The 12,442-nt window shown below is 48.8% G+C and carries 13 protein-coding genes; 5 read left to right on the top strand and 8 right to left on the bottom strand.

The annotated features are described in order from the left end of the window. The first annotated feature begins 1 nt into the window (after position 1). Positions 2-391: a GspS/AspS pilotin family protein gene (locus ABDK09_13440; protein ID XAW90412.1), complete on the top strand. Its 390-nt coding sequence runs from the start codon at positions 2-4 to the stop codon at positions 389-391. 102 nt (positions 392-493) lie between these two features. Here ABDK09_13440 and ABDK09_13435 read toward each other — a convergent pair whose 3' ends face one another. Further along, positions 494-2,416, bottom strand: coding sequence for a methyl-accepting chemotaxis protein (locus ABDK09_13435; protein ID XAW90411.1), 1,923 nt, complete (start codon positions 2,414-2,416; stop codon positions 494-496). A 394-nt stretch (positions 2,417-2,810) separates the two neighbouring features. Here ABDK09_13435 and metR point away from each other — a divergent pair, with 394 nt between their 5' ends. Then, complete coding sequence (gene metR, locus ABDK09_13430; protein XAW90410.1) at positions 2,811-3,722, top strand: HTH-type transcriptional regulator MetR; 912 nt, start codon at positions 2,811-2,813, stop codon at positions 3,720-3,722. Positions 3,723-3,786: 64 nt separating this feature from the next. On the opposite strand, the gene ABDK09_13425 is transcribed toward metR, so the two are convergent. Continuing rightward, positions 3,787-3,987 carry a DUF4250 domain-containing protein gene (locus tag ABDK09_13425; protein XAW90409.1) on the bottom strand — a complete coding sequence of 67 codons (201 nt, stop codon included), beginning with the start codon at positions 3,985-3,987 and terminating at the stop codon, positions 3,787-3,789. Between the two features lie 243 nt (positions 3,988-4,230). Continuing rightward, a complete protein-coding gene (locus ABDK09_13420) occupies positions 4,231-4,911 on the bottom strand; it encodes a hypothetical protein (GenBank protein XAW90408.1) in 681 nt (226 codons plus the stop codon). A gap of 375 nt (positions 4,912-5,286) precedes the next feature. On the opposite strand from ABDK09_13420, the gene ABDK09_13415 reads away from it, so the two are divergent. After that, positions 5,287-6,816, top strand: a complete 1,530-nt coding sequence (locus ABDK09_13415; protein ID XAW90407.1) for an EAL domain-containing protein — start codon at positions 5,287-5,289, stop codon at positions 6,814-6,816. Positions 6,817-6,828: 12 nt separating this feature from the next. Here the strand turns inward: ABDK09_13415 and ABDK09_13410 are convergent, their stop codons facing one another. The 5 genes from ABDK09_13410 to ABDK09_13390 all read right to left on the bottom strand — a co-directional run bounded on the left by ABDK09_13410 (position 6,829) and on the right by ABDK09_13390 (position 10,718). Next, the gene (locus tag ABDK09_13410) at positions 6,829-7,008 is read right to left on the bottom strand and encodes a hypothetical protein (GenBank protein XAW90406.1); all 180 of its coding nucleotides are present in this window, start codon (positions 7,006-7,008) and stop codon (positions 6,829-6,831) included. Positions 7,009-7,021: 13 nt separating this feature from the next. Beyond that, the gene (locus tag ABDK09_13405) at positions 7,022-7,726 is read right to left on the bottom strand and encodes an aspartate/glutamate racemase family protein (protein ID XAW90405.1); all 705 of its coding nucleotides are present in this window, start codon (positions 7,724-7,726) and stop codon (positions 7,022-7,024) included. A gap of 71 nt (positions 7,727-7,797) precedes the next feature. Further along, on the bottom strand, positions 7,798-9,105 hold the full coding sequence (locus tag ABDK09_13400) for a TRAP transporter large permease subunit (GenBank protein XAW90404.1): 1,308 nt from the start codon (positions 9,103-9,105) through the stop codon (positions 7,798-7,800). Between the two features lie 16 nt (positions 9,106-9,121). Next, a complete protein-coding gene (locus tag ABDK09_13395; protein ID XAW90403.1) occupies positions 9,122-9,607 on the bottom strand; it encodes a TRAP transporter small permease in 486 nt (161 codons plus the stop codon). A 127-nt stretch (positions 9,608-9,734) separates the two neighbouring features. Continuing rightward, positions 9,735-10,718, bottom strand: coding sequence for a DctP family TRAP transporter solute-binding subunit (locus ABDK09_13390; GenBank protein ID XAW90402.1), 984 nt, complete (start codon positions 10,716-10,718; stop codon positions 9,735-9,737). Between the two features lie 457 nt (positions 10,719-11,175). Here ABDK09_13390 and ABDK09_13385 point away from each other — a divergent pair, with 457 nt between their 5' ends. Both ABDK09_13385 and ABDK09_13380 read left to right on the top strand, forming a co-directional pair. Beyond that, positions 11,176-11,685 (top strand): GNAT family N-acetyltransferase, encoded by a 510-nt coding sequence (locus ABDK09_13385; GenBank protein ID XAW90401.1) that lies wholly within the window; start codon positions 11,176-11,178, stop codon positions 11,683-11,685. 245 nt (positions 11,686-11,930) lie between these two features. Continuing rightward, positions 11,931-12,098 carry an entericidin EcnAB gene (locus ABDK09_13380; GenBank protein ID XAW90400.1) on the top strand — a complete coding sequence of 56 codons (168 nt, stop codon included), beginning with the start codon at positions 11,931-11,933 and terminating at the stop codon, positions 12,096-12,098. Positions 12,099-12,442 lie beyond the last annotated feature (344 nt).

Below are 12,442 nucleotides of genomic sequence, written 5' to 3'. Positions count from 1 at the left end.
TATGAAAAAATCATCCTTTGGTCTGGCGCTGATCAGCCTGGCGTTACTGGCCGGGTGTAGCTCGACGGCTGAACGTGAAAAAAATCTGGAACTGCTGGCCGCCAATCGCGCCAGTATTCTAAGTGCAGAGTTGCCGCTTGAACTCGGTCCGCTGAATATGATGCGTGCCAGCTCCACTGGCAGCGTGATTGAGATGATGATGGTCTATAACACCGATCATCCCAAGGCCAAGCCTGCCAGCCAGGTACTGCAAAACAGCATTCACAGCTTCTGCAATGACAAAGACATCCGTGCCAATCTGGATGTTGGTCTAAGCTACCGGATTAAGATACGTAATACCCGCGGCCAGCTGATGATTGACCAAATGGTGACTGAAAAAGATTGTCCATAAAAAACAGGAGGCCTGAGCCTCCTGTTTTTTTATCTGTCGGTTAACGCTCGGATTGTTTAACGGTTAACTTATTTACCGGTTCCATTGATTTACCGATCACCATCAAAGCTTAAAGCGACTGATGGTCGAGACAATCTGCTGGTTGACCTGGGTGATGTCACTCATGCCCGCCAGAGTGCGTGAGCCAATTTCATCCAGCTCGGTCACAATCTGGTTCAGCTCGTTCATGCTCTCGCTGACCCCATGAGTCACGCTGCTCTGCTCTTCCGCTGCCGTGGCAATCTGGGTGCTGAGGTCGTTGATGTCGTCGATGTAGCTCGCCATGGTTTCCAGGCTGTCAGACACGTTCTGAGAGCTGCTGGCGGTATCATGGCAGCGCAGCTTGGTTTTACTCATCGCATCAACCACAACCTGATTCCCCTGCAACAAACGGCCAATCGCATTTTCGATTTCCTGGGTACTGTCCTTGGTGCGGTTAGCCAGATTGCGCACTTCATCGGCGACCACAGCAAAACCACGCCCCTGCTCACCGGCTCGCGCCGCTTCTATGGCCGCATTCAGCGCCAGCAGATTAGTCTGTTCTGCAATTTCGCCAATCACGGTCAGAACCGAATGAATACTCTGAGTTTCTTCACTCATGCTGCGCACACTGTCGACCGTCATGTCCACGTCTTTAATCAGTGCATCCACAGTCGCCAGTGAACGAGCCATAATCTGACGTGATTCAACACTGGTGTGGTTTGCCTGCTGGGTAATATTGGAGGTGTTGGCGGCGTCCGACGCGGTGGAACCGGCGGTCGCATTCATCTCTTCCAGCGCAGTGACGATCTGCTCAGTCTCGACCACGTGATGGCGCAACTTGTCGGCGTTACGCTGTGACAGTGTTTCGACCGAACCCACGTTCGACTGCAGCGTTTGTGAAGCCTGCTTGATCTCCAGCATCATACTCTGTAACTGGCTGATGAAGTTGTTCACACCCTGAGCTATCTGACCGAGATCATCTTGCGATTTCACTTCAAGACGTTGGGTCAAATCGCCGTTGCCGCTCGACAGGCTGTTGATGGTCTGTTTGAGCGATAAAATCGGACGGTACAGCACCTGAATCACCAGGTAAGCGATCAACACGCTGACCAGGGTAGCCACCAGGCCTATCACAATGGCAGAGCGCTTAGAGTCGGTTAGATTGGCAAAAGCAATACCCTTACTTTGCCCAATAACAAAGTACCAGTTTTTGTTGGCTACTTTAATCTGACTCGAGTAAAGGATTTTCTCCTCACCGTTCAGTTGATAGTCCTGCAAACTGTGCTCAGAACCAATAATGCTCTTCGCTGCACCTTTAAACCAGTCGCTCTCGAGTGTCTTGTCACCAGGTTTTAGCGCGCTGTTTTGTGAAGCCGCCAGCACCGTACCATCATGGTTGATGATCATGGCAGCACTGCCGGCCAGATCAGTCGATTGTTCCACCAGCTTATTGAGGAAACCCAGTTTCATGTCGACCCCCAACATGCCATCCTGAGTACGCTGCACAATACTGACCCAATAAGTGTTCGGATCAGCAGAATCCGGATACGGGTCGGTCAATGAAGGTGTTGTCGACTGACGCCCCTCCTTGTAGTAACTCATGGTGCGAATATCACCATTGAATTTATGCCCGGGCCACGCATCGGTAATCTGGTTCCAGTAGGCATCACCATTGGATTCAAAGCCGATGAAAGAGCTGCCGGTCGCCAGCGTCGTGGCAAACAGCTCGGTCAAGTCGATGTAATCCTGCGCCGAATTACCCGGATAAGGCTGCTCTTTATACAGTTCGCCTATCCCTTTCACCGCCGTGATTTTTTCCTGAATGAAGGTCTGTACCAGATTGGCTTTATCCTGGGTATAGATCTCGCCGCTGCGGGTGATCATTGCGCTGATCACTTCCGATTCCTTCAGGTAGGAGATGGTACTGGATATCGCTACTGATGCCGCGACCAAGGCCATGACCGAAACAAGAAGGATTTGTTTAAGTCCAAACGATTTTGTCATATTACTGCTTTCCCTAAGAGTGCTGAACAGTGGAAATACTCCTTATCCACCATGTGTCATATTATCGTTGCTTTATTGACCTTTGCAGAATAGCATTCGTTACCGCCAGATTGAATAAGAAAAGGCGGCTTCAATGAAGCCTCTCGCTTTTTTATGTAACACGCTGACTCCCGCACACAACATATCAGGTGTATGCAAACCAAAAACCGCCTGACTGAATGCCCTCGACGTAAAGTTAACCCGCCATTTAATATTCAACTTGTTTATTAAAATAATTCATGGTGAACTACTCGTACTTTAAGTTTATTTAGATTAAATAGACGTCTAGATGTTTACACATCTATAAAAACGGCGTAAATTCCAAAATATAATTCCAAGTTGGACTAGGCAACTCATGATAGAACTCAAGCACCTGCGTACACTGGTATCACTGCGGGACACTGGTTCGCTGACTTCCACGGCTACAGCGCTGCATTTAACCCAGTCTGCACTATCGCATCAGATTAAAGATCTCGAAGCCCGCATTGGCGGACAGCTGTTTCTGCGTAAAACCCGTCCGGTACGCTTTACCTCGGAAGGCGAAATCTTACTTAAGCTCGCCGATGAGGTACTCCCTAAGCTCGCCAAAGCAGAAAATGAACTGGCCAGTCTGAAAGAAGATGTAAACGGACGCCTGCACATGGCGATAGAATGCCACTCTTGTTTTCAGTGGCTGATGCCTGCTCTGCGCGAATATCAGATTGCCTGGCCAAGTGTCGCGCTGGATTTCTCATCCGGCTTCGGCTTTGAGCCTCTGCCGGCCTTACTGGCCGGTGAGTTGGATCTGGTAATTACTTCCGATATTCTGCCGCGTTCCGAAGTGCATTATGAGCCGCTGTTCGATTTCGAAATGCGTTTGGTGACCGCAACCAACCACCCGCTGGCGGAAAAAGAGTTTATTACACCAGAAGATTTAGCCGGACAAACCATGCTCAGCTATCCGGTCCAGAAGCAGCGTCTCGACGTGGTGAAACATTTTCTGCAGCCGGCAGGCATTGAGCCGGCCAAATGGAAACAAGCCGACAATACGCTGATGCTGGTTCAGATGGTCTCGGCAGGGCTTGGCGTGGCCGCCCTACCAAACTGGGCCATCAGTGAGTTTTCACGTCAGGGTCTGGTGACCAGTAAACCACTCGGCAAAGGTCTGTGGCGCCGCTTGTTTGCTGCAACCCGCAACAGTGAGAAAGATAAACGTTATCTGCAGGCTTTTTTTGCCACCGCCCGTCAGCAATGCAAAAGCCACCTTGATGGCATCAAGATGGCCTGACAGGAATACACTTTGCCAAAGGGCCTGCTATTAAGCAGGCCCTTTGATTAACTCTCGGCCCTGGCTAGTGCCCGGCACATTTAAACTGATTGGTCAGCGGGTCGTACTGAAATCCGAGACCACTCAGTTTGTCGACCACATGATCCACATCCATTTCATAAGTGCTCACCAACTCATCAAGGCTGTCACATTCAAGACGTAACTTTTCATTGACGATTCCCAACAGAATGGCACTGTCTAACTTACCGGCATTACTCAAATCCATTATGGTGCTCCTCAGATTACAGAACGACAGGACGCAGACATACAGCAGCTCGGCCACCACCACGTAAATTGGTCATGTCATACAACGCCCTTTCTCCGTATAAGCTTAGAACGAAATTCCGCCCTCCGGGGTGAATTTACTCTCCAGGCGGGATCTGAGTGACACCACCAATCCGCGATGAACCACAAAAAAAGCGCCCGAAGGCGCTTTCTCACTGTTTTTTATATTTCATCCGGGAACAGCTTACATCAGGTAAAGACCGTGGAAACCGGTCGATGCCGCAAGAATCATAACCTGAGCCACAGCAAGCTGCACTTTATCAACCGTCTTTGACATCATGATATGCCAGCTCCAGACAATGATACCGGCAACCAGGAGTGCAAAACTGATCAGCAACGGCTGAGTCATGGCATACAGGCTGTCACTATCGAGACTGTGCGCATAAGGCACGATGCATAACGTGGTTAACATGGCAGAGAGAATACCAGCCACTGGCAAAATACGGTGGAAAGCCTGTAAACGGGTACGGGCAATGGTCATCAGCAGGTGACCAAACATCGCGCCCAATAGCGCCACCATGGTCAGCAGAGATAATGCTCCCGACCAACTGTGCGCTTCTCCCAGTAAAATGGCTACGTAAGCAATCGCCAGCCCATCAGCCAGATACAGTACCCACATCGGCCCGCTGTCACGGGTTTTCTTGGTCTGAACCTGGGAATAGAAATAGAAAAGCGCAGCGACAATCAAAAAGGCTTCGATCTTGATTGAAGTGACCGCCAACCAGAGTACAGCAATGGCCGGCAGCACTTTATGGATGCGTCCGCGCTGTCCGGGGCAAATGTCCCCTTTAACTAAAACCAGCGTCAGCAAAATTTGTGCACCCAGTAACATAGGCGCAAACACAGTGAGTAGTGAATACAACATAAACCCAACCATCAATGGCGTAAAATCTGGCGCTGATGATATCAAAACCTGCCCTGTCGTGCCTACTGTTGACTGCTTCTGGTTGGCAATTCATCGGCCGTATTGACAGCCTGGCATTCACCTCACAACTCAAGCCGGGCCATGCACTATCAATATTTACCCTATTGACCCGATACCACTACAGAGCCGAAGCGTTATACCTAGCTGCAAATAATTAATTATCGCCGTCAGATGGAGATTGGCGTGGAGTTGAGCTTTAATAGAATCACAGATTTTAGGTGCACTATCATGTTGTAGCACAAATAAGTTGTGTTATAAGCTAGGCGGCAATCCCATATTGAGCCTTTATCTCGTTGTCTTTCAGGAATAAACAGTTTGTCTACAGCCACTTTAAGCAGTTATCGCCTCTCCAGGTTAAAAAAAGCCCGGTTCTACACTGGCTTACTCTTTATTGTCCTGACACTGTCTTCCTTTGTGGTCGCCTACCAATGGGTTACCCATCAATTAGCCGAACAAGCCAGAGCTGAAATCCGAAATGTGATTGAGCAAATAGACCAGTTGTTTCTCCAGCTGGATGAGATAGGCCGCGATATCAGCGCATACCCGGATCAGGATTGTGCCGCGCTGCAACCTGTTTTGTTGCGAGAAATCCTCAAAATTCCCGGCGGACTCTCGGCGACAAAAAGCCAGCCTCAAGGCTACTGCAATTCAATGCACGGCAGCCTGACCACACTACCTTTGTCCATGCAAGGACCTTCGATTCAACTTACAAGCGGTATGCTCGAAGCTGAATCTGTACTGTATCGGACTGATGAGATGTTGTACGAGGTTTCCGAGCGCTACTTCCTGTTCCTGCTCGATATTAACCCGGCCTTTATTAAGCCATCGATCATGCTCAACAATCAAAAAGTACTCAGCCATGCTCAAGCGACCAAGCTGGTCACGGGTGGAGTATTGAATTCCGACAGTTACTCCTACGGTATTCAGTTTGACTACGACAGCAAGATGTATCACTGGCGGGTCATCAAGCAGGTTACTTACTATCTGGTGATCCCTCTGGTGCTGTATGTGTTTGTCTGCTTCAGAGTCTATCGTTTCTTGTGTCAGCCGTCATGGCTGGCCGGAGAGCTGGCTTTGGGTATCGCCCACCAGCAATTTAAACCTTACATTCAGCCTATTTTTGATAGTGGCGGACGCATGGTGGCCGGTGAAATTCTGGTGCGCTGGCACCACCCGACGCGCGGCATTGTTGGTCCGTACGAGTTCATTTCTATTATCGAACGTGGCGGGCTTTCACAAAAGCTGACCGAAACGCTGCTCGAACAAACGGCGATGTATCTTGCCCCGGTAGCCAACCAGCTGCCGGACAGTTTCCATATTGCATTCAACATCAGTGCCGAGCAGTTAACTAACGATAAAATCGTCCACAGCTGCCAGCGTTTTCGCCAGCTGATGAATGCTCCGCATATCAATCTGGTGCTGGAACTGACCGAACGTGAGCAGGCCTTTGAGGTAGCCGAAGTCATGGAGACCTATCAGGCACTAAAAAATGAACACGTACGCATCTCCATTGATGATTTCGGTACCGGCCATTCGAGTCTGCTCTATTTACAGATGTTTCAGGCCGATTACCTGAAAATAGACAAGAGCTTTATCGACTTGATTGGTGAGAATGAACTGTCCAATCACATTGTAAATAACGTACTGGATCTCGCCCGGCGTCTGAACATACCGACTATTGCGGAGGGTGTGGAACGTAACGACCAACTGGACTACCTCACCGTGCACGGTGTCGATTATTTCCAGGGTTACCTGTTCAGTAAACCGATCAGCATGGAAACCTTTATCGAACGCTACTGCGTTGAACAGGCCAGCGAGACCAAGCCGTTGCATTACGATATATAAATGGTTCGGGAATCAGGAAGATGTAGTTTTGGGAACATCAGGTATGGCAGCCTGATTGCGCCTTGTCTTGAGCGGCATGAAAAATCCGCATGCGGCTCTTTTGGCCTGGGTCGGCTGCTCCCAGGCTGAACAGATATCTTTCTCCTGGCCGCTGACCCGGCTGAACTGGCGACACTGCCCACAATAATCCATTTTCCTCTCCCTGCTAGAATTCATCCTCAGATAACGCGAACTGCACCGCCTGCTTAGCGTGAATTCGGGTCGTATCGTACAGCGGAACGGCTGTATGCGCTTGCTGTACCAACAGCGCGATTTCGGTACATCCCAAAATCACCGCCTGCGCACCGCGGCGCTGCAAATCCTCAATCACCGCCAGATACTGCTGACGTGAGTCAGGATTTATTTTACCCAGACACAACTCCTGATATATCACCTGATGGACCATGTCACGTTGTTCTGCATCAGGAATTAATACATCAATAGCAAATTTGTCACGCAACCGGCCGGTATAAAAGTCCTGTTCCATGGTAAAGCGGGTACCGAGTAGCCCTACCCGGCTGACACCATCCTTTGTCAGTTGCTGCGCGGTAGCATCCGCAATATGCAGGATCGGGATATCGATATGGGCTTCAATTTCAGCGGCGACTTTATGCATCGTGTTGGTACAAATAAGCAGAAAGTCTGCGCCGCCCGCCTGAACAGAACGGGCAGCTTCGCTCAGTAGTTGTGCCGTCTCCGACCACTTCCCCTGGTGCTGAAGCTTTTCGATCGGATCGAAATTGACGCTGTAGAGGCAAATTTTGGCGGAGTTCAGTCCGCCCAGCTGCTCTTTCACTTCCTGATTGATGGCGCTGTAATAACTGACAGTGGATTCCCAGCTCATTCCGCCCAACATACCTATGGTTTTCATATCCTTTCCTGCCCGTCATTGTCTGGTTGTGAATGCTTTTGATGTCTGAATGGCGTATACGCTCCACCGCGCTAAAGCAAAAATAATGAGATTTGCGGGAACCAGACTAACAGGCACAGGCCGAAAATTGAAACCAGCAAGAACGGAATCACCCCACGGGCAATCGAAGCAAGCGAGCAATTGGTGATATTGGCTGCCACAAACAGGTTGATGCCCACCGGTGGCGTAATCAGCCCAATCGACAGCGCGGTCATCAGCAGTACACCGAACCAGGTCAAATCAATATTCAGCTCTCTCACCACAGGCAAAAAGATAGGCAGGGTGATATACATGATAGTCACCGCGTCCATAAACATACCCACCGTCAGCAAAATGGCCAGAATCACAAATAAAATGATCTGGGGATTTTCACTGATCGTCAGCATCACTTCAGAGTAATCAATCACCAGCCCGTCTATCTCAATCACCCAGCCAAACAGGCCGGCAAAGGCGACCACGATCATCACCACCGCAGATGAACACGCGGAATGGGCAAACGCAGCGTAAATCTGTTTCAGATTAATGGTGCGATAGATCAGGCTGCCGACAATAATAGCGTAGACAGAAGCAATAATGGCCGCTTCGGTCGGAGTAAATATGCCGCCATAAATGCCGCCGAGGATCAATACAGGCGTAAACAAGCCCCAAAAAGCGTGAGTAAATGCTTGGTACAGACGCTGCAGATAAGTACCTTCGGCATTGTTCGCAACGCTGAGTGAAATAGCCTGATCCGCCTCTGAGTCTGCCTGATAATGGCGCGACAACGGCAACATGAGCAGCATCAGACAGCCCAGCAAAATACCCGGCACAATCGTGGCCAAAAACAAGTCACTGATCGACGTTTCGGCAATCACGCCGTAAATGACCAGCCCGATCGAAGGCGGAATGATCAGCGATAGCGCAGCACCGGTCGATACCAGCCCGGCGGCAAACGGTTTACTGTAACCGTCTTCGACCATGCCTTTAATGATCAGCGGACCTATAGCGGCAACAGAAGCCGGACCCGAACCACTCACAGAACCCCAGAACAGGCACACAACCGTACCAACCAGCCCCATGTTACCGGGCAGTTTTTCAACCAGTACCCGGAAAAACAGAATCATCCTCTCCGCAATGCCGCTGATGCCCATGATGTTGCCGGCCAGAATGAAAAAAGGAATCGCCAGCAAGGTATACTTTGAGCTGCTGGCAATCACTAAATCCGCCACCATGTCGAGCCCGAAGTCCATCTGCCACATGGCAAACAACGCAGACAACCCTAAACAAAACGCAACCGGCACGCCAAAGATGATCAGAGCGAAGAACAAAATGATCATCTGGCTCCCAACAGATATATCCACAACTACCACCTTACTTTTAATTCGTATGCCGCTTTAACTGGGTAAACAACCACTCAATCTGGCGAATGATCATCAGAACAAAGGCCAGAGGCAGGATGGTTGTGTAGTACCAGGCTTTAACCTGAAGTGCACTGGTGAGAGTTTGCGATTCATATTGGTTCATCAACAGATCGACCATGTAATACAGCATCACCACCAGGGTAAAGACAATCGCACCGGTAATAGCGACCTGCAGCAGCTTGCGCACACCCGGGGTCACCTTATCGATCAGAAAATCAACGGAAAGTAACTGGCTGCGCTTAATGGCAATAGCGGTACCAAACAGAGTCAGGGCCACCATACCGTTGATGACAATCTCTTGAGTTGAGGCTAAGGAGTAGTTGGTAAAGGTACGCACGATGACATTAGCAAAACCCAGCACCAGCATAACCACGAAAATAATTACGCAGATGGTTTCTTCTAAATGCCGCCATGCTTTGTTGAACAGTGTGGCTGTAGTCATTTTATATTTTTATATCGAGTATGAATGAGTGTGAAAGACGAGCATGGAATGGATGAAAGGGCCTGTTGACCAACTGAGACAAGACTCAGGCAGGCAGCACGCGTGATCAACAGACCCTGCTGGCTAATTAGCCCTCAAATAAGTCGACAATGTCAGTACCGACTTTTTCTTTCCACTTATTGTAAGAAGGTTTGGTTTTTTGACGGAACGCGTCGATCTGCTCCGGCGTCAGCTCCATCACCTGCATATTGTTGTCACGCAGCACCTGAACACCATCGGCGGTTTTTTGGCGTGAAATCTCTCTTTGGTATTTCATCGCTTCCTGTGCGGCATGAGAAACTTTCTGTTGTGTCTCTGCGTCCAGGCTGTCCCAAACTTTACGGCTTACCGCCAGGAAAATCGGGTCGTATGAGTAGTGCCACAAGGTGATGTTGTTCTGAATTTCATACAAACGCTGCGGAACAATAATCGCGCCAACCGGGTTTTCCTGACCGTCAACCACACCTTGTTGCAACGCCGGGAAAGTTTCAGCCCACTGGATTTGTTGTGGGTTCGCGCCTAGATCAGTAAACACATCAATGTACATAGGACCGGCAACACGAACCGACATACCTTGCAGATCGTCCGGCGATTTAACCGCTTTCACGCTGTTGGTCAGCTCGCGAAAACCGTTTTCACCCCAGGCCAGAATAATAATATTTTTGTCCAGCGCGATTTGTTCGATTTTTTTGCCACCAGCGCCATTAATCGCGTCATCGACCGCTTTATAGTCATCAAATAAGTAAGGCAGCGAGAATACAGCCATTTCCGGAATTAACGGCGTCACGTTAATCGCAGAAGTCAGGACAAAATCGATCTTGTTTGCACCCAGCATTTCTGCCTGCTTAATTTGGTCACCACCGGTCAGGACCGAGTTCGGGAAAATACGAACTTTCATGTCGCCGTCGGTTGCTTCAGAAAGCAGTTCGTTAAACTTTTCCGCTCCTTCCTGCCAGGTTGTGGTATTCGAAACGTTGTGTGATAAACGATAGGTCTTAGCCTGAACAGAAAAACCAATCGTTGAGCAGGCAAATAAAATGCTGAAGCATTTTATGGCAAGGCGTGAATACATAATAACATCCCTATTATTGAGCTTTTTAGTATTAAATTAACGGTAATAATGGGGCATTTTCGATAGATAAGGATATAAGTGTCAATCAGTGAACCTGAATTCTGTGAAGTAATATAAACTGCAAATCAAATAGTTAAAGCAATCAGTAATTATATTATGTTGCCGTTATTCTAAAATTAAAAACAACATTGTATACAACTGCAAATTGCTACTATTTAAATTTACAGATGGAGCAATCAACCCGTATTTATACCAAAATTAACGATAGCCAAATAACTTGGCGTTGTAGATAGGTGGCCAATGAGTGAATCCCCATCAGCACAGAGCCTTTAAAGCATAACATATGGTTAAGTCAAACAATGACTACCCAGCATGGTCTATTTGGTTTAGTGTATAGCGCCTTTTCACTCAGTTCGATCTGCACTGACAGCTCAGAAAAACAAGACCACAATCCAATATGAATATCGTCAACGTTGATAGCAGTAACCAGCATATTTATCTTAATTTGGCCCAGGCTTACGAAGCAGAATTTTCGCGCATAATGCAAAAAAAACCGGATGAGCACGGACGTTTTGGCCTCGACACTGAATTGGGAGGCGTGGTCCGCGGTTATCTGCTCTATATCGACGAAAGCCCGGCCGGTCATTGTGCGATTGCCGAAGAAACGGACGGCCATTTTGAAGTATGTGACTTTTATGTGGTGCCCTATTTCCGCGGCCGGCAGACCGGCCAGCGTTTTATCAGCAAGTTGTTCGCAGATTTAGGTGGGCGCTGGGAAATCAAACAGGTTGCAGGTGCCGAGCACGCCATACATTTCTGGCGTAAAGTGATTGACCACTATACGCATGGCCATTTTACAGAAGATGTGTTTGATGATCCGAAATGGGGGCTGGTTACCCGTCAGCGTTTTGACCATCAGCAGTCATTCACCGCCCACACTGAACACTCACATGTGGCACTGGTGTGATTCGCATTTCTTCTATAGCCAAACAACTTGGAGTTGCAGGTAGGCGGCAAATGAGTGAATCCCCATGAGCATAGAGACACTATGTGATTGGGGTGAATGAATGCAGCCAACACCGCTGCAGCTTCAAGTAGGAAGGGTATACATAGTTCTGACACAGTGATGGCGCAATTTGCTAATACCAGTATTACTCTTAGAGCGATTTATTGTTATTTTATCTTCCATATTGATAATTTAAGGAATAAGCAATGAGAACTGCACTGACTGCCATCACTCTGGCTCTGCTGCTGAGCGGCTGCGCGGAAACCTGGAAAGGCGTGAAACAAGACTCTTCTACTATCTGGAATGAGACCAAGGAAGCAACTCAGGCCGGGGTACAAAACACGAAAGAAGCGATTCACGAAGCAACTGAATAACCTCGCCAGCCGGTAATCCAATACCGGCTTTTTATTACCCGCATTTCCCGGCCTGACGCTCTCCGAATAGTGTCCCAGATCGCGAACCGCGCACGTCGCTCTGTTGTGCATTCGGTCTACCCATACAAGCCGCCAGTTCGCACCAAAATCACTTTTTTCTCACCTTAGTGGTGCAAATTCAACGCATTCCGCTGCTGTACTCAAAATGTCGACACAAGGCACAATCTCGTAATATGTGCATATGGTACACCTATCCGTCCTGCTAATGTCCTTTGCGCACAGTGCCATCCAAACTGAGTACTGCTCACGGGTTTTGGCACAAATGTTGTTTTGAATCGGGAGTT

The sequence above is a fragment of the Vibrio sp. CDRSL-10 TSBA genome, assembly GCA_039696685.1.
Taxonomy (GTDB): domain Bacteria; phylum Pseudomonadota; class Gammaproteobacteria; order Enterobacterales; family Vibrionaceae; genus Vibrio.
This window is presented reverse-complemented; position numbering and strand designations above follow the sequence as displayed.